The organism is Vreelandella sp. V005, assembly GCF_052645115.1.
The window spans coordinates 38846-57251 of sequence record NZ_JBQXYA010000006.1; the positions used below are offsets into that span (position 1 = coordinate 38846).

An 18406-nucleotide genomic window follows, 5' to 3' on the forward strand; every position below is an offset into this window, starting at 1 on the left:
TTCCTGATCATCACTATGTTTCACGTGAAACATATGACGACCGTAACAAACATCTCTTATACGTCCAAGTTAGCCACTAGCGCGTTGGTTTCGATGAAATCGCGGCGTGGCTCCACGTCATCGCCCATCAGCGTGTTGAACATCATATCGGCACCCACGGCATCTTCGATGGTCACGCGCAGCATACGACGACTATCCGGATCCATCGTCGTATCCCACAGCTGGTCCGGATTCATTTCACCCAGACCTTTATAACGCTGCACCGATAGACCACGCTGGCCCTCTTGCATCAGCCATGCCAGCACTTCGGAGAAATGAGACACAGGCTTTTGACGTTCGCCCCGGGCAATAAAGGCGCCCTCTTCCAGGAAGCCATCCAGGGTTTCGCCCAACTCAGCGATGCCTCGATAATCAGCGCTTTCAAAAAAGTCGAGGCCCCAGGTGTACTCAGTGGTGACGCCGTGCGCAACTAACGAAACAGTAGGCAGGAATAGCCCACGTTCAGCGTCTTCTTGCAGATGGAAGTGATAACGCGGGCCTCCTTCGTAGGCCACCATGTCATCCATGGTTTTCTGAATTTCATCAATCCAGTTCTGCATGGTCACGCGATCTTTCAGGCTTTCTTCGCCTTTGAGTGCGGAAGTGTGGACAATCTGCTTGAGCACTTCATTGGGATAAACACGCGACAAACGATCAATACGCTTCATGACATTGCGATATTGATTCACCAGTGTTTCTAGCTGAGAGCCTGAAATACCAGGTGCGTTCGCATTCACATGTAAACCAGCGCCATCCAGTGCCGTGGTGGTCAAGTAGTCCACCATCGCCTGCTCGTCTTTGAGATAAAGCTCTTGCTTACCGCGCTTGATTTTATACAGCGGCGGCTGGGCAATGAAAATATGGCCACGCTCAATCAATTCAGGCATCTGACGGAAAAAGAACGTCAGCAGCAGTGTACGGATATGCGAGCCATCCACATCGGCATCGGTCATGATAATGACTGAATGGTAGCGCAGCTTATCGGGGTTAAACTCTTCGCGGCCAATGCCGCAGCCAAGAGCCGTAATCAAGGTACCTACTTCCGCAGAAGAGAGCATTTTATCAAAACGCGCTTTCTCGACGTTTAGGATTTTACCCTTGAGCGGCAAGATCGCTTGGGTACGACGATCCCGGCCCTGTTTGGCACTGCCACCTGCCGAGTCACCCTCCACCAAGTACAATTCTGATTGGCTAGGGTCTTTTTCCTGGCAATCCGCCAGCTTGCCAGGCAAGCCTGCAATATCCAGTGCGCCTTTGCGACGGGTCATATCACGCGCCTTGCGAGCAGCTTCACGTGCCCGCGCGGCATCCAGCATCTTATTGACGATTGCTTTAGCTTCGTTTGGTTTTTCAATAAGGTAGTCAGAAAAGAGGCGGCTCATTTCCTGCTCGACAGCGGTCTTCACTTCGCTGGAAACTAGCTTGTCTTTAGTTTGTGACGAAAACTTAGGATCCGGCACTTTAACGGAAATAATAGCCGTTAAACCCTCACGCGCATCATCGCCTGTGGTATTTACCTTGGCTTTTTTGAGCAGATTTTCAGCTTCAATATAGTTATTGAGCGTGCGAGTAAGACCCGCACGGAAGCCGGCCAAGTGGGCGCCCCCGTCCCGCTGGGGAATATTATTGGTATAGCAGAAGATGTTTTCAGTGAAAGCTTCGCTCCACTGCATGGCTACCTCGACTTCAACGCCATCATCACGAACCGCGTTAAAGTGGAAAACCGGGTTGATCACCGTTTTATTAGTATTAAGGTGATCGACAAACGCTCTCAAACCACCTTCGTAGTGGAACAGCTCTTCTTTGCCGGAACGCTCATCCATCAAACGAATAGCCACACCGGAGTTCAAGAAAGAGAGTTCACGCAAGCGCTTGGCAAGAATATCGAAATGAAACTCGATATTGCCAAAGGTTTCAGGCGAGGGACGAAAATGTACCCGAGTACCGCTTTTTTCCGTTTTGCCGACTACGCTCAGCGGCGCTTGGGGCACACCGTGATGATACATCTGTTCAAACACTTCACCCTGACGCCAAATGGTCAAGCGAAGCTCCGCAGACAGTGCGTTTACAACGGAAACGCCTACACCATGTAGCCCGCCAGAAACTTTATACGAGTTATCGTCGAATTTACCGCCCGCGTGCAGTACCGTCATAATAACTTCCGCCGCAGAGACCCCCTCCCCCTCATGAAGCTCGGTGGGAACGCCGCGACCGTTATCGCTAACGGTGATTGACTCATCCGGGTGAATGACAACGCGAATTTCGCTGCAATGCCCAGCCAGGGCTTCATCGATGGAGTTATCCACCAATTCGAAGACCATGTGATGCAGACCGGTGCCGTCGTCGGTGTCACCAATATACATACCTGGACGCTTACGCACTGCGTCCAGCCCCTTGAGCACCTTAATGCTTGATGAATCGTAAGCCTGCTCGCTCATTGACCACTCCGTCGTGAAGTCTGTCTCGTTCCGTATCGTCTATACCGTTCGCGTTAGCTCGAAATCACTAACTCGTAAGCATTAACTTGAAAGCACTAAGTGGCTGAGTCCCTGATCGGCTTGTTTCACGTGAAACATTCTCACCGAGGTCTCCTGCCGCCAGGTGCTCCTTAACGCAAAAGGTTCGACGCTGGTAATAAATGCTTGGCACTGCATCTCTTCAAGCAGTTGGCAAAACTGGTAGCGATTTTGCTCATCCAGTTCTGCAGGTAAATCATCGATAAGATAAATACAGTGCCGCTGTGCTGTTCTTTCCAGAAACCGCCCTTGAGCGAGCTTTAAAGCACTCACCACTAACTTTTGCTGGCCTCTGGAAAGCACTTCTACAGCTGGCTGCTTATTGACTCTTATACGCAAATCAGCGCGCTGTGGTCCTTGCTGCGTAAAGCCCATTTGCTGATCAGTTGCCCGACTATCGTACAACACTGCCGAGAGAGAGCGTTCCTTATCCCATCCTCGCGCATAATTTAGCGTAAGCCCCGGGAGTGGAAGCAGCACCTTTAGTGTTTCTTCAAAGACGGGTAAAAAATCACTGAACCACACGCGGCGTAAAGCATCCATCTGCTCTCCCCACATAGCGAGCTCCTGTTCCCACACCGCCATTTCCTGAGGCTGTATTCTACCACGCCTTAGCAGGGCATTCCGATGTTTCAACGCACGCCTAGTGCGCTTCCAGATTCCCAAAAAGTCATGTTTCACGTGAAACACTCCCCAATCGAGAAACTCGCGGCGTCCTGATGGTGAGCCTTCCAGCAGGCGAAAGGCGTCAGGGTTAATCAGCTGAAGTGGCATTGCTTCGACCAGCTCGGCCAAACGAGCATTCTTATCGCCTTTCAAGCGCAGCTCAAGCTCTCTCTGGGCGCGCAACCGGCGGACGCCAAGGGTAACCTCCGGCTCGCCGCTCAAACGTCCATACAGAGTCATATGAGGCTGATCAGACTGAATAGCATGCTTGAGTTGTCGCGTTCGAAATGAGCGGCCCATGCCGAGAATATGAATTCCCTCTAGCAGGCTAGTTTTACCACTGCCATTGGCACCGCTAATCACATTGATACGCGCAGAGGGTGTCATTTCGACAGGTTGGAGATTACGCAGGCCGTGGAAATTAAGCAGTGTCAGGCTCATCCTATTCTCACCACTTAAAAACTGGAAATGGAGGGCACTCGCCCAAACAAGGAAGCGGCGCTACTGCTACCAGAAGCGCCGCTGTCGTCATTTGGCCTTTGCGATAACGACGTTTCAAATTGAAATGTGTTCTATAGCCGCATGGGCATAACGACGTAGAGTGCATCACCACCGCCAGGCTCTTCAAGCAAAGCACTACTATTAGGGTCGGCCAAGGTAATTTGTACGCGGTCTTCATTAAGCACCGTTAGTACATCGACCAAATAGCCAACATTAAAACCAACCTCCATCGCCCCACCGTTATATTCAATGGCGATGTTTTCCTCTGCTTCTTCCTGTTCGGGGTTGTTGGCCATAACCTTAAGGTTATTCTCCTCAAGATAGAGCCTTACACCACGGTACTTCTCATTGGAAAGAATAGCGGTCCGTGAAAGCACCTGACGCAGCTCAGCACGCTCGGCGATCAGTACCTTGTCGCCATTGCGCGGCACTACGCGCTCATAGTCAGGAAATTTGCCGTCGATAAGCTTAGAGGTAAAGGTAAAATCACCCGTATGCGCTCGCACATGGCTAGAGCCCAATGTCAGGCTGACAGGTTCATCGCTGTCATCCAGCAAGCGCGACAGCTCAAGGATGCCTTTACGGGGTACGATCAGTTTTTGCGACTGACTAACAGAGACTTCAATGGGGCGTGAGCACATCGCCAAACGGTGGCCGTCCGTCGCGACCGTGCGCAGTAAGTTGCTTTGGATTTCTAACAACATACCGTTGAGGTAATAACGAACATCCTGCTGCGCCATGGCAAATGAGGTGGCTTCAATCAGGTGCTTTAGCGTACCGCGGGGTACGCTAATCTCCTGACTGCCGTCCGCATCTTCTATATTGGGGAATTCGGCTACCGGAAGCGTCGACAGGGTAAAGCGTGAACGGCCACTACGTAATACTGCACGGCCCTCTTCCACCGCTAGCTGAATGTCAGACTGATCGGGCAGTGATTTACAAATATCCATCAGCTTGCGGGCAGGTACTGTCGCAGCACCCACCTGATCCACCTGACTGGCCACCGTGCGTCCAATCAGTTCTACCTCTAAGTCGGTACCTGTGAGCGACACTTGGTCGCCCTCTACCTGAATCAGCACGTTGGAAAGGACAGGTAACGTTTGTCGGCGCTCAACAACACCTGCGACCAGAGTCAGCGGACGTAGCAGCGCCTCTCGGGAAATCGAAAATTTCATCAATACTCCGGTTCTTTATCCTGAAAGACCTGCACATGAACAGGCCCATCAAATGGAACGATTAACTGGTCAACAGGCGCAGTAAGTTCTTGTAATCCTCACGAATATCCGCGCTCTCTTCCTGCAATGATTTCACTTTACGGCAAGCGTGTAGCACCGTTGTATGGTCGCGCCCGCCAAAGGCATCACCAATTTCCGGCAAGCTATGGTTGGTTAGCTCTTTCGCAAGCGCCATGGCCACCTGACGAGGGCGGGCAACCGAGCGTGAACGGCGCTTGGAAAGTAAGTCCGCTACCTTGATCTTGTAATACTCGGCGACCGTGCGCTGAATATTATCGACGCCTACCTGTTTGTCTTGGAGTGCCAACAAATCCTTCAACGACTCGCGGATAAAATCTTGAGTAATCGTCTTACCCATGAAGTGTGAGTCAGCAATCACCTTTTTCAATGCACCTTCCAATTCACGCACATTGGAACGGATTTTCTGGGCAATGAAAAACGCGGCATCGTGAGGCAAATCGACCTTAGCTTGGTCAGCCTTTTTCATCAAGATCGCGACACGGGTTTCAAGCTCGGGCGGTTCGATGGCCACCGTGAGGCCCCAGCCAAAGCGAGATTTCAAACGTTCTTCTACCCCACTGATCTCTTTAGGGTAGCGATCAGAGGTAAGAATCATTTGCTGGCCACCTTCCAAAAGCGCATTGAAGGTATGGAAAAACTCTTCCTGTGAGCGCTCTTTACCAGCAAAAAACTGAATATCATCAATCAGTAACGCATCGACGCTGCGATAAAAGCGCTTGAAATCGTTTATCGCGTTGAGCTGTAGCGCCTTGACCATGTCGGCAACGAAACGCTCTGAGTGTAGATATACCACGCGCGCATTTTCACGCCGCGTTGCCAAGGCATTCCCCACCGCATGCATCAAGTGCGTTTTACCAAGCCCCACGCCGCCATATAAGAAAAGCGGGTTATAGGCACCCCCGGGGTTTTCTGACACTTGGCGGGAGGCCGCGCGGGCCAGTTGGTTTGATTTACCTTCGACGAAAGTGTCGAAGGTAAAATTCGGGTTCAATCCGCTGCCATGTTTCAGGCTACCTTCTACCTGGACTTGGCGCTCATTATTACGCCGTCCAGGCGCTTCATCGCGCAGCTTATCGATTTCGCGTTCATCGGCAATATCACCGCGCGGAGGCGTATGAACGGCTGGTGCAGGGGGACGCGATGGCGCCGCTGAAATAGGGTTGCCCAGGTCACGATGTTGAGGAGCCTGCGTCGCCATACTGCGACTCCCCACCGTCAAGCTTACTTTGGGGGGCTTTGACGGTGCCAGCTCGCGGATCAACTCGCTAATCCGCTTGGCATACTTATCACTCACCCAATCGCGCACAAAACGATTCGGCGCTAATAAGCGCAGCTCGTTGGACTCTCCCTCTTCTGCCTGCAGCGGGCGTATCCAGGTATTGAACTGCTGGGAATTCAGCTCATCCTGCAGGTTGTCCAGGCACTGTTGCCAAAGCGTCAGTGGCACTCATCTCACCATCGGTTGAAAACGGCCGACCATTGTAGCGCCCAAAGCTTCGGTTATCCACACGGGTTTGATCATCAATATTGCCCTGTGGACAACTTACGATGAGCCTTTGGGAAAACCGTGTGGAGGGAAGAGGACAACTTGCAATATTGACTTTTCCACAGTGCTTAATCACACCTATTTAACACCTTGTAGACCGCTTATACGGCACTTACACACAGATTTTTTATAATTATAGGCATTTGAAAAATATAGTTTTAAACCACATATCCACAAATAGTATCCCCACTATTAATAACAATAGGTTTAGAACTACTAACTAGTAATAATAGGGTTAGCAATGTTGACGGCACCTATCGTGCCAAGCATGTCCGTCGATAGGCGAAAACGCTTTTAGTGCAAGGAAAAATTGCACCCAGCAGAGGAAGTCTCTACAATTTCCGGTCTTGAATTGAATCTCCCCGGCTAGTTCCTCACTGGACCGGGCTTTTTGGAATTCACTTTCCGTCCTAAACCACGTGGGAATAACGAGTTATGAAACGCACTTTTCAACCTAGCGTTCTCAAGCGCAAGCGCGCGCATGGCTTCCGTGCTCGTATGGCAACCAAAAACGGTCGCGCCGTCCTCGCACGTCGCCGTGCCAAGGGCCGCAAGCGTCTGAGCGCCTGATCTCGGATTGCGTGTGCCGCAGCAAGGCTTTCCCCGGCAATTACGGTTACTAAATGCTGGGGATTTTAGTCACGTATTTGATCAAGCCGACCTGAAAGTACATGGCAAAGGTATGATGGCGTTAGTCCGTCTAAGTACCCGGGGGCATCCTCGCCTTGGACTCGTGGTCAGCAAGAAAAATGTCAAACGCGCCGTCGATCGCAACCGTTTTAAGCGTCTCGTTCGAGAATCCGTCCGTCTTCGCCAAGAGCATCTGCCCTCTGTGGATATAGTAGTGCTTGCCCGACGCGGCGTTCAGGATATTGACAACGACACCTTGCATCGCCAGTTACACGGCATGTGGAAGCGACTTCAGCGTGACGCACAGGCGGTGATCGCAGCACCAACGCCAGAGCGTGACACGTGACCTTTGGCGCACACCTCGCCGCTCGACCTCGGCCTGCCGTCTGGCAGGCTTTCGTGTGTCAAGGGTCGAGTAAATGACACTGCGCCATTAGCATGTTCACCACCCAGCGGGCAGAACCCTCATGGACGTAAAACGACTTTTATTACTGATTCCACTAGCCGTACTTGCCTACCTGCTAGTCGTCCAGTGGAATCAGGATTACGGGCAGCCGAATTACGATTCAGTGCCTGAAACGACGCAACGCAGCAACGCAGTGCCTTCTAGTGACATTGAAGATGGGGAAGGCGGCTTAGCGGTGCCAAGCGCCTCTTCACCGCAAAGCGATGTGGGTGAAGGTATACCTGACGATACTGAAAGCGACTCATCGAGCCGTGATTTTATCGCGGTAACCACCGATGTTTTAGACGTACGCATTGATCCACACGGTGGCGATATTGTGTATGCGGCGTTACCCCAGCATAAACTCTCCCTCGACTCCGAGCGTAACTACGTACTGCTATCGGATAACAGCAGCCGTAGCTATGTGGCTCGTTCAGGCCTTCAGTTGGATGGCCAGGCAAGCCGTATCGCGTTCACGCCTGAAAATACAGAGTATCGCTTAGGCGATAACGATGAAACGCTCAGTGTCGACTTAACCGCCGACGTGAATGGCGTTGAGGTGATCAAGCGCCTTACGTTTGAGCGTGGAAGCTACGCAGTTAACGTTAATTATTACTTAGCCAATAACACCGATGCACCGGTCAGTGCGCGCTTTATTGGCCAATTGGCCCGTGACAACAGCCCGGATCCGTCCAGCGGCGTTTCAATGGGTATGAATTCTTATTTGGGTGCCGCCTACTCAACGCCAGACGCACGCTACGAGAAGATCGACTTCGAAGATATTCAAGGCAGTAACTTTGAAAATCGCGAAGCGCAAGGTGGTTGGATTGCGATTATTCAACACTACTTTGTCTCTGCCTGGGCGCCTCAGCAGGATCAGCAAAACCTCTACTACGTGACCACTGACTCAAGTAATCGCAATGTCGTCGCTTTTGCAGGTCCCACCAGCAGTATTGCGGCGGAAGGTGAAGCCACATTAGGCGCCACCCTCTACATGGGTCCCAAGATTCAAGACTACTTAGAGCAAGTAGCGCCCAACCTGCGCTTAACCGTGGACTACGGCTGGCTGTGGTTTATCGCTAACCCACTCTTCTGGTTGCTGGATAAAATCCACGATGTGGTAGGTAATTGGGGTTGGTCGATTGTGCTGCTGACCGTACTGGTCAAAACGGTACTGTTCCCACTTTCAGCGAAAGCATACAAATCCATGGGTCGGATGCGTAAGCTTGGCCCTGAAATGCAGCGCCTGAAAGAGATGTATGGCGACGATCGGCAAAAAATGTCGCAAGAGATGATGAAGTTCTACCAGAAGGAGAAGATCAATCCGCTGGGGGGCTGTCTACCTATTGTGATTCAGATGCCGGTCTTCATCGCGCTCTACTGGATGCTGCTGGAATCGGTCGAACTGCGCCACGCGCCGTTCATCTTCTGGATTCAGGATCTATCGGTGAAGGATCCATACTTTATTCTGCCGATCCTCATGGGCATTTCGATGTTCGTTCAGCAGATGTTGAACCCGACACCCCCGGACCCCATGCAGGCGAAGATCATGAAGATGTTACCTATCATCTTTACCTTCTTCTTCCTGTGGTTCCCGGCTGGTCTGGTTATCTACTGGGTGGTCAACAACATCATTTCGGTGGCACAGCAGTACTACATTACGCGTAAAATCGAAAATGATCCGACCATTGGCAAAGGCATGAAAACCAAGTAGTCACACGGTTATATGTCGCTGTCATTGAGACGCCTTCAGACCCCCGCCCCGTGCGGGGGTCTGGCGTTTTAAGGCCGACAAATCCACACTATGCGTTAGCCACCAAGCTGAACGATGCCACGTCAATCACACCAGCGTGGATAAGTTGCTATTCCCCCTTCACGAAGAGAGTCACCATGGTCGAACGCCTTTATACCCCCGACACCATCGCGGCGCTGGCCACTCCCCCTGGGCGCGGCGGCGTTGGCATCATTCGCGTCTCTGGTCCCGCCTGTCGGAAGATCGCTGAGGCCATGATAGGGCATTGCCCAGCCCCTCGTTACGCTCACTACGGGCCTTTTAAAGGGCCTGAGAGCAATATCGATGAGGGTATCGCCATGCTCTTCCATGGCCCTCATTCGTTTACCGGTGAAGACGTGTTGGAACTACAGGGACATGGCGGCCCTGTTATCATGGATATGTTGCTGGAGCGCTGTGTCGCTCTTGGTGCGCGTCTTGCACGCCCTGGCGAGTTTTCTGAACGGGCTTTTCTCAATGACAAGCTCGACTTGGCCCAGGCAGAGGCGATTGCTGACCTTATCGACGCCACTTCCCGTTCAGCGGCTGAGAATGCCGTGCGTTCGCTTCAGGGGGAGTTTTCCAAGCGGGTATCCGCGTTGGTTCAGCGGCTAATCGAGCTACGTGTTTACGTTGAGGCAGCAATTGACTTCCCTGAAGAAGAGATCGACTTTCTTGCCGATGGCCACGTTGCAACCCATCTCAATAGCATACAGCAGGCACTGAACAGCGTACGCCAGGCAGCAGGCCAAGGGGCACTGATGCGTGAGGGTATGAGTGTAGTCATTGCCGGGCGTCCCAATGCGGGCAAATCGAGCCTACTGAACGCTCTGACAGAGCAAGACACCGCCATCGTCACAGACATTGCCGGCACGACACGCGATGTGTTGCGCGAGCATATTCATATTGACGGTATGCCGCTGCATATCATCGACACCGCCGGATTGCGTGACACCCCCGATGCCGTTGAGAAGATCGGTGTCGCCCGTGCCTGGGCGGAAATAGAAAAAGCTGATCGGGTTTTATTACTAGTAGACGCGAGTACCACCGCCTCAACGGATCCCATGGCGATATGGCCCGAATTTGTTGCGCGCCTGCCCGACCAACAGCGGTTAACCCTGGTACGCAATAAGATTGATACCAGTGCCGAACCGGCAGGCCTGGATGCCAACACTACTCCCCCCACCGTGCGTCTATCGGCCAAAACCGGTGAGGGTGTGGATAACTTAAAAGCGCATCTGAAAGCGATCATGGGCTTTGCCGCCACCACCGAAGGCCGCTTCTCTGCCCGTAGACGCCACTTGGATGCCCTTGATCGGGCGATGTCCGCCCTTGGTACAGGTCGTGCTCAGCTCGACGGCTACGGCGCTGGCGAGCTGCTGGCAGAGGATTTACGCGACGCTCAGCAGGCGCTGGGTGAGATCACCGGCGAATTCAGCGCTGATGATTTACTAGGCGAAATTTTCGGCAGTTTCTGTATCGGTAAATAAAGCAACATTACGCGTTGCAGCCACTACTCTCCCACCCACCAGTCCGCTTGGTAGCGGCTAGTCGCGCCTAGCAGCGGGGTCACGTCCGCCATGGCGCCGGCTAGCTGCTTATCTAACCCCCAAGGGGGGTTAATGACCAGCATGCCACTCCCGAACATACCGTGAGACTGCTCGCCGGGTTCTTGGAGCCGCAATTCACTGCGCCATATTTTACGCAGACCGCTCTCTTTCAAGGCGTCTAATAGTATGTGGTGGTGGCCCGCTGGCAGCAGTGGGTACCAGATCAATACCACTGCATGACGCGCTTTCTCCAGCGTGTAAGCGACGGTATCGCCCACATCCTGGTACTCACCTTTGCGCTCGTAGCTAGGATCAATAAGAACGCATAACCGAGGCGTAACGACAGGCAGCATGGCCGCAAGCCCTGCCAGCCCATCGCCAAACACTCGCTGGGCGTTAGGGAGTAATGCCTGAGCGGAGAGCTGTTTGTGCTCACCAGGGTGCAGCTCAAACAAGCGTAATTGATCCTGCTCACGTAGAGAATGGCCAAGCCACCAGGGAGAACCGGGGTAATGGGTCAGCCCAGTAGCAGAGATTTGCGCAGCGGCTACCGCTTCCAACCAGGTAAGCAGTAACGAATCTTCAAGCGCGGCGCGAGCTTGCCAGAGCGGCCAAATACCTTCGCGATACTCCTGTAGGCGTTGTGTCTCATGTGCATCAAGAGGATAAAGCCCACGCCCGGCATGTGTATCGACATATGTAATAGCGCTTTTTTTACGTAACAAATAATCAGTGACAATATAAAGCGTCAGGTGTTTATGCACATCAGCAAAATTACCGGCATGGTAGGCATGTTGATAAGACAGCATGAAGACTCTGCTACAAGTGAATGAAAAAAGCCCGCTATGGAAGCATAGCGGGCTTTTAGCGACAATAGCCAGATTAACTCAATGAAATGTTGAGCTTAGCCTTGACCGTTACCCGTAGGCGATAAGGTAATTTCTACGCGGCGGTTCTGCGCACGCCCCTGCTCGTTGTCGTTACTGGCAACCGGCTGGGTAGCACCATACCCTGAGGTATTAAGACGGGTGGATGAAACACCGTTTTGGGTCAAATAGCTACCCACGGCTTGGGCGCGACGCTGGGATAGCTGCTGATTATAGCTTGCTTCACCAGTGCTATCGGTATGGCCGGCAATATTCACGCGCGTATCTTGGTACTGAGTTAACACATTGGCGACTTCGTTAAGAGAGCTGCGCGCCTCGCTGGTAAGCTCAGCTGAATCAAAACCAAACGTAACGCCACTGGGCATATTGAGCACAATATCGTCGCCACGACGATCGATCTCAATGCGTGAACCCTGCAAATTATCACGCAACTGCTGCTCTTGACGGTCCATATAGACGCCAATACCCGCGCCGGCGGCGGCACCTACGGCGGCACCAATCAGCGCGCGATCACGGCGGCTAGTGCTGCCATCGCCAGAAAGCGCGCCTGCAGCCGCACCTACCGCGGCGCCAATCCCAGTGCCCATCGCTGTGCTGGAGCGCTGAGTTTGGCCACCGTAAGGATCCGATGTGGCACAACCTGCCAATAAAATAGCGGCCGCCAACGGTGTCAGTAGTTTAGGTATGCGCATCACTCACTCCTTGTTTGTGTTCGGGAAATCGCTTTACTCATGCTGGTCAATCTTCACTAATCACTTCCAGCAACTCGTTCAAGAATAATAGACCTTGAGGCGACGCACGCAGCTTTTCGGGCATTTGCATCAAAAGTCCTTTTTTCTCGGCGGTTTGTAAACGTGCCAGTAACATATCAATAGGCTGCCCCGTATTGGCAGACCATGTCGCTAACGCTACGCCTTCTGTGAGGCGCAAGGCATTCATGGCAAACTCAAGCGGCAACTCGTCCGCTGGTATTGACTTTTTTCCCGCCATAAACCCCCGTAAATCGCCCCTGCGCTTTAAATAAGCATCTGGCTGACGAGTCTTCCAACGCCGTTCAATGTGCCACTCCCCGTTGTGATCAATCTGACTAAGCTTGCCATGGGCGCCAGCGCCTATTCCCAGGTAATCACCAAACTGCCAGTAATTAAGATTATGACGGCTCTGTAGGCCTTCGGTGGCGTAGGCTGAAATTTCATAGCGCATGAATCCCGCATGCTCCAAACGCTGATGACCACTATCTTGGATGTCCCAAAGTGCCTCTTCTTCAGGCAACGGTGGAGGGTGGGAGTGAAAGGCGGTATTCGGTTCCAAGGTAAGCTGGTACCAGGAAAGATGATCAGGCGCTAACGCTAGGGCTTGGTCAATATCATCCATCGCCAGTTGCGGCGTCTGACCAGGCAAGCCATGCATAAGATCAATATTGATATTTGTAAAACCCGCCTGGCGAGCCTGGGTGACCGCAGTGACCGCTTCGTCACCGCTATGAATGCGTCCCAGGGCATGTAGTTGATCGGACTGAAAACTTTGAATGCCTAGCGATAAACGGTTAATCCCAGCGTTTCGATAACCGATAAAGCGCGCCTGCTCCGTGGTGCCAGGATTGGCCTCCAAGGTAATCTCAATACCCTTAGCAAACGGCAGACGGATTTCAACTTCTTTCAGTAACCGTTCATAGAACCAAGGCGACAGTAAACTGGGTGTTCCCCCGCCGATAAAAATAGTTTGGAGCTCTCGACCTGCCGCAAAGGAAAGATCGTTATCAATATCTTGTAACAGTGCTTCAAGATAAGCGGATTCAGGCAGATCACGAGGGGTAAAACCGTGCGTGCCCGGCTCGTGAGAATTGAAATCACAGTAGGGGCATTTACGCACACACCACGGGGTGTGAATATAAAGTGATAGCGGCGGCAGCGTGTTAACCATGCGCAACCTTGAGTAGCTCCACTAAGCCTTGCAGCGCTCGTCCTCGATGGCTAAGGCGATTTTTACTTTCGCTGGGTAGCTCAGCCACACTCATTCCCTGGTCTGGTAACCAAAAAAGCGGGTCATAACCAAACCCTTCATTTCCCCGTGGATGAGCGAGAATCTCGCCTTCCCAGCTACGTTGCACAATGACCGGCACAGGATCCTTAGGGTGACGCAAATAAACAAGTACACACCAGTAACGGGCGCTTCGCTGTCCTTCCGCGTAGTCACTTAGCGCCGTTAACAATGTTTCATTATTTTTCTCATCACTTTTGGGTTCGCCACCATACCGAGCCGAGTAAATACCGGGCGCACCCTGCAGGGCATCCACTTCAAGGCCCGAATCGTCGGCTAGGGCAGGTAACCCACTGATAAGACTCGCTTCCCGCGCTTTCAGCAGAGCATTCTCGACGAACGTTAACCCTGTTTCTTCGACCTCAGTCACACCAAAGTCTGCCTGAGGCCGCACATCGAAGCCTAATGGTGATAGTAATTGGTTGAATTCTCTTAGTTTTCCAGCGTTTCCGCTAGCTAACACAAGGGTATTGACTGATGCCATGACACGCACTCCAAACAGTAGAACATCAGTTTACGCGCTCAATGAACGTATCAAAAGCCAGCAAAATGTTACTCAACGTATCTGTTACCTACTGTGATAAAAATAGAAAATGGTAAATTACCCATAATTTTCAAAAGGTTATATAAAAAATAAAAATATTTGTAATCTAGTTACTACTTTTTCAATTATTTTGTTAACATAACTTTACGAATTGTGCCTTATAGGCAACACTACAAAGATCACTTACTTACTCTTTCTTTCTATGGGGATCTTTTAATGTCGGAAGAAAAAACAACTGGTTCGGTGTACATTGTGACCGAAAAAAGTTCACAGGTTCAGCTATTTGCTGAGTACTTAACTGAACATACCGGCTACCCGATCCACATTCAGTCGCCCAGCGTTCCGCTTCCTACTACGGTCCAAGGTAGCGTGTTGATCCTTATTGATAGTGACCATATAGGCATTGATGCACTACCAGAGTGGCAAGAAAACTTGCCCCAAGCACTGGCAAAAGCGCCTTTAGCTGCTATCAACATTAGTGATATGGATCATGCTTTAGAAGCGCTTTCTTGCGCCCAACTTAAAGGCGTCTTTTATCGTAATGAAAGCTTAGAGGTGATCTGTAAAGGTATTCACGCGTTATTACAAGGTGAGCTATGGATGTCACGTGAATTAATGGCCCGCTTGATTCTGTTTTATCGCAAGTATCAAAGCAACGCTTTTCGCCCTGCATGTGGGTTAACTAACCGTGAGATGGAAATAATCTCACTGTTAAGCACAGGCTCTTCAAACCAACAAATAGCTGAGAAACTGTTTGTCAGCGAACATACTGTAAAGTCACACTTATACAATATTTTCCGCAAAATAAACGTTCACAACCGTATTCAAGCACTAAATTGGATCCATCAGAATCTTGGGCCGATTTTACCCAATATCGAAACAGCCCGTAGTTTGCAGAGTAAACACTAAAAAAAGAAGGGATAAAGCGTTACTAGCTTGTGTCGTTAACCAATGGGCAATATTCAACATTATTTGGAAGCCACCTTTTCGGGTGGCTTGTAAAAATCATTTAACTGATCATTAATGTCAAAGTACCGCCCGCCCCCTGCGTCGATGAGTGTGAGCGATTATTGCCTTTCTGAATATCCACCTCTAGGCGTTCATCATCCGTTAACAGCTTTACCGTGCCTTCCAATTCCGAACCGGTAAAGGTGTACTCGGCCGGTACCGTTCCACTCTCTTCAACGTGCTCGGTGGTTTCGCCTTCGTGGGTAATCCGCCAGTGGGCAGAGAATTCTGCGCCCGGCGAACCGCTCATGGTGATATGGATCTGGGTCATGTTCTACTCCTAAGGCGACTAAGCAGCTAGCGGGAAGCAGGCTAGCAGTCCCACTGCGCCGATTACTTATCGCCAAGCCGTTGGCCGTATCATGCGTATAGCGCTCGTCTAAACGAAGAGCCGCTCAAGGTGAGCGGCTCTTGCATTATAGCGGGCTTTTAGTTACTTGCCGTTACATAACGGCAAAGGCTTTTTCGGCAGCATCCAGTGTGAACTGAATATCTTCTGGCGTGTGGGCGCTGGACATAAAGCCTGCTTCGTAAGCAGAAGGTGCTAAGTAAACACCATGATCTAGCATAGCGCCAAAGAAGCGTCGAAAGGCATCGGGATTACAGGCGGTGGCTTGGGCAAAGTTATCCACACGGGTTTGCGAGGTGAAGAAAAGCCCAAACATGCCGCCCGCCGATTGCGTCACCATCGGCACCCGTGCAGCGTTGGCACGCTCCTGCAGGCCTGTACACAGTGTATTGACCCGCTGGGTGAGTGCATCATGAAAACCCGGTACCTGCAGTTTGGTAAGTAGTGCCACCCCTGCCGCCATGGCTAGGGGATTACCCGACAGAGTGCCCGCTTGATACACCGGCCCAAGCGGTGAAATGTTCTGCATTATTTCACGCTTGCCGCCAAATGCCCCTACCGGCATACCACCACCGACAATTTTACCCAGGCAGGTTAGATCGGGCGTTATACCGTAATGCGCCTGGGCACCGCCCAACGCTACGCGAAAGCCCGTCATTACTTCGTCAAAGATCAAGACACTGCCGTGCTCGTTACACACCCGGCGCAGCGTTTCCAGGAATCCTGGCTGGGGGGGAATGCAGTTCATGTTGCCAGCAACGGGCTCGACGATAATGCAGGCAATTTGATCACCAATCTCGTTGAAACACGCCTCAACCCCTTCGGGGTCGTTAAACGAGAGAGTAATGGTGTGTTCCGCCAGCGACGCTGGCACGCCCGGCGAGCTTGGCTCGCCATGGGTTAGCGCCCCAGAACCGGCTTTCACCAGTAATGAATCAGAGTGACCATGGTAGTTACCTTCGAACTTCACGATTTTATCGCGCCCGGTGGTACCCCGTGCCAAGCGTATCGCTGACATGGTGGCTTCGGTACCCGAACTCGTCATGCGCACCATGTCCATGGAAGGAATCATGTCACAGATCAAATCGGCCATGGTGGTTTCAACCGCCGTCGGCGTTCCGAATGAAAGGCCGTTATCTAGCCGAGCCCGCACCGCCGCTAATACATCCTGATCAGCATGCCCGGTAATCATTGGGCCCCAGGAGCCCACATAATCCACGTAGCGATTGCCTTCGACGTCAAATAGAAAGGCGCCCTGGGCACGCTCCATAAAAACCGGCGGTCGATGCAGCCCTTTAAAAGCACGCACGGGAGAGTTTACGCCGCCCGGAATATGGCGACTGGCAAGGTCGAACAGTTCAGCTGATGTGGTCATGTCATCCTCTCGGTCGATGGCATACAGAAGATAGGATCAAAAACGAACCGCGCGTGAAAAACGGTTGGGCAGGCATTGGCCACTCGGCGGCTGAAACCCCTGTGACAAGCTTTGCCAAGTAAAGTGCTGCGCTTGCTCACACGCTGTCGATAAGCGTTCACCTACCGCTAGCCGAGCAGCAATGGCTGCCGCCAACGTACAACCTGAACCATGAAACAATTCAGGCAAACGTGGCCACTGCCACTGGCGCGTGGTATCGGGCGAGTGGAGGGTGTGCACAACGTGATGATCATTGCCAGGCAATGGTTCATCAGTCGCGGTGACCAAAATCGCTTGGCAGCCCTGTGACATCAACGCTACCGCGCGGGCTGTATCGTCAAAAGGCGCCTCAATATCGGGCGTCAGTTGGGCCAGTTCAGCGCGATTCGGCGTTAAAATATCCACAAGCGGTAACAGGCGATCAATGAACAACTGACGCAAAGCAGGTGTGGATAACTCAGTTCCACCTCCGGCCTTAAATACCGGGTCCGCCACGACGGGAATGCCAGGGAAGCGGCGAATAATCTGTTCCGCTGCACGCAGCGTCGCTTCATCAGCAAGCAAACCAATTTTAATCGCCGCCACCTGCATCTCACTAATCGCCTCTGCCATTTGTCGCATCGCGCTAGCGTCAGCCGGGATCACTCGTGCCACATTATGGCAATTTTGTACCGTTAGCGCAGTGGGAATCGTAACCGCCCAGCCACCACAGGCAGCAATGGATTCACTATCAGCCACTAATCCTGCGCCGCCCGTTGGATCGTGCCCAGCAAGTACCAACACCACGGGAGGAAGCGGTTGGCGCATCAAAAGGGCTTCACAACGGCGAGAAGAATGATCGCCACCAGCGCGATGACAGGCGTTTCGTTAAACCAGCGGAAAAACACATGACCTTTCGTGCACCGGTCCTGGGCAAACTGCTTCAAATAGATCAAACAAACATGGTGATAAGCGATGAGTAGCGCCACGAGCCCCAGTTTGGCGTGCATCCAACCTTGGCTAAACCATTCGGGTACCAAGTAGAGCATCCAACCACCAAACAGCAGCACCGCAATCATCGATGGCGTCATAATGCCACGGTAGAGCTTGCGCTCCATGGTTTTAAAATACGTTATCGCCTGTTCATCACCCTGGTCGCGCGCTGTCGCGTGGTAGACATACAAACGGGGCAAATAAAACAGTGCGGCAAACCAGGTCACCACTGCCATTAAGTGAATGGCCTTCACCCATAGGTACATTGTTAC

The 18406-nt window shown here is 52.0% G+C and carries 17 protein-coding genes; 5 read left to right on the plus strand and 12 right to left on the minus strand.

The genetic code is table 11. From position 1 onward, the window contains the following. Positions 1-56: 56 nt before the first annotated feature. The 4 genes from gyrB to dnaA form a co-directional block, all read right to left on the minus strand. The gene (gene gyrB, locus ACUN8H_RS13825) at positions 57-2477 is read right to left on the minus strand and encodes a DNA topoisomerase (ATP-hydrolyzing) subunit B (protein WP_445532659.1); all 2421 of its coding nucleotides are present in this window, start codon (positions 2475-2477) and stop codon (positions 57-59) included. Between the two features lie 81 nt (positions 2478-2558). Beyond that, a complete protein-coding gene (gene recF / locus ACUN8H_RS13830; protein WP_445532660.1) occupies positions 2559-3662 on the minus strand; it encodes a DNA replication/repair protein RecF in 1104 nt (367 codons plus the stop codon). 131 nt (positions 3663-3793) lie between these two features. Next, positions 3794-4897: a DNA polymerase III subunit beta gene (dnaN, locus tag ACUN8H_RS13835; protein WP_445532661.1), complete on the minus strand. Its 1104-nt coding sequence runs from the start codon at positions 4895-4897 to the stop codon at positions 3794-3796. 61 nt (positions 4898-4958) lie between these two features. Beyond that, the gene (gene dnaA / locus ACUN8H_RS13840) at positions 4959-6425 is read right to left on the minus strand and encodes a chromosomal replication initiator protein DnaA (RefSeq protein WP_445532662.1); all 1467 of its coding nucleotides are present in this window, start codon (positions 6423-6425) and stop codon (positions 4959-4961) included. 534 nt (positions 6426-6959) lie between these two features. Here dnaA and rpmH point away from each other — a divergent pair. From rpmH to mnmE, 4 genes are all read left to right on the plus strand, one after another. Next, positions 6960-7094, plus strand: a complete 135-nt coding sequence (gene rpmH / locus ACUN8H_RS13845) for a 50S ribosomal protein L34 (protein WP_008959105.1) — start codon at positions 6960-6962, stop codon at positions 7092-7094. 13 nt (positions 7095-7107) lie between these two features. Then, on the plus strand, positions 7108-7500 hold the full coding sequence (rnpA, locus tag ACUN8H_RS13850; protein WP_445532663.1) for a ribonuclease P protein component: 393 nt from the start codon (positions 7108-7110) through the stop codon (positions 7498-7500). A gap of 121 nt (positions 7501-7621) precedes the next feature. Continuing rightward, positions 7622-9313 carry a membrane protein insertase YidC gene (gene yidC / locus ACUN8H_RS13855; RefSeq protein WP_445532664.1) on the plus strand — a complete coding sequence of 564 codons (1692 nt, stop codon included), beginning with the start codon at positions 7622-7624 and terminating at the stop codon, positions 9311-9313. Between the two features lie 176 nt (positions 9314-9489). Beyond that, positions 9490-10860, plus strand: coding sequence for a tRNA uridine-5-carboxymethylaminomethyl(34) synthesis GTPase MnmE (gene mnmE / locus ACUN8H_RS13860; protein ID WP_445532665.1), 1371 nt, complete (start codon positions 9490-9492; stop codon positions 10858-10860). Between the two features lie 23 nt (positions 10861-10883). On the opposite strand, the gene ACUN8H_RS13865 is transcribed toward mnmE, so the two are convergent. From ACUN8H_RS13865 to rdgB, 4 genes are all read right to left on the minus strand, one after another. Beyond that, positions 10884-11729, minus strand: coding sequence for a 23S rRNA (adenine(2030)-N(6))-methyltransferase RlmJ (locus ACUN8H_RS13865; protein WP_445532666.1), 846 nt, complete (start codon positions 11727-11729; stop codon positions 10884-10886). Positions 11730-11824: 95 nt separating this feature from the next. Beyond that, positions 11825-12499: an OmpA family protein gene (locus ACUN8H_RS13870; protein WP_445532667.1), complete on the minus strand. Its 675-nt coding sequence runs from the start codon at positions 12497-12499 to the stop codon at positions 11825-11827. A gap of 46 nt (positions 12500-12545) precedes the next feature. Then, positions 12546-13730 carry a radical SAM family heme chaperone HemW gene (gene hemW / locus ACUN8H_RS13875; RefSeq protein ID WP_445532668.1) on the minus strand — a complete coding sequence of 395 codons (1185 nt, stop codon included), beginning with the start codon at positions 13728-13730 and terminating at the stop codon, positions 12546-12548. After that, on the minus strand, positions 13723-14331 hold the full coding sequence (gene rdgB, locus ACUN8H_RS13880; protein WP_445532669.1) for an RdgB/HAM1 family non-canonical purine NTP pyrophosphatase: 609 nt from the start codon (positions 14329-14331) through the stop codon (positions 13723-13725). The genes hemW and rdgB overlap by 8 nt, the downstream gene beginning before the upstream one ends. Positions 14332-14607: 276 nt before the next feature. Between rdgB and ACUN8H_RS13885 the strand changes: the two genes are divergently transcribed. After that, on the plus strand, positions 14608-15300 hold the full coding sequence (locus tag ACUN8H_RS13885; RefSeq protein WP_445532670.1) for a LuxR C-terminal-related transcriptional regulator: 693 nt from the start codon (positions 14608-14610) through the stop codon (positions 15298-15300). Positions 15301-15400: 100 nt separating this feature from the next. Here ACUN8H_RS13885 and ACUN8H_RS13890 read toward each other — a convergent pair whose 3' ends face one another. The 4 genes from ACUN8H_RS13890 to hemJ all read right to left on the minus strand — a co-directional run bounded on the left by ACUN8H_RS13890 (position 15401) and on the right by hemJ (position 18400). Continuing rightward, positions 15401-15670: a hypothetical protein gene (locus ACUN8H_RS13890; protein ID WP_445532671.1), complete on the minus strand. Its 270-nt coding sequence runs from the start codon at positions 15668-15670 to the stop codon at positions 15401-15403. Between the two features lie 172 nt (positions 15671-15842). Continuing rightward, positions 15843-17123, minus strand: a complete 1281-nt coding sequence (gene hemL / locus ACUN8H_RS13895; RefSeq protein WP_445532672.1) for a glutamate-1-semialdehyde 2,1-aminomutase — start codon at positions 17121-17123, stop codon at positions 15843-15845. 36 nt (positions 17124-17159) lie between these two features. Next, a complete protein-coding gene (gene thiD / locus ACUN8H_RS13900; protein ID WP_445532673.1) occupies positions 17160-17969 on the minus strand; it encodes a bifunctional hydroxymethylpyrimidine kinase/phosphomethylpyrimidine kinase in 810 nt (269 codons plus the stop codon). Beyond that, complete coding sequence (gene hemJ, locus ACUN8H_RS13905; RefSeq protein ID WP_445532674.1) at positions 17969-18400, minus strand: protoporphyrinogen oxidase HemJ; 432 nt, start codon at positions 18398-18400, stop codon at positions 17969-17971. The genes thiD and hemJ overlap by 1 nt, the downstream gene beginning before the upstream one ends. Positions 18401-18406: the final 6 nt, after the last annotated feature.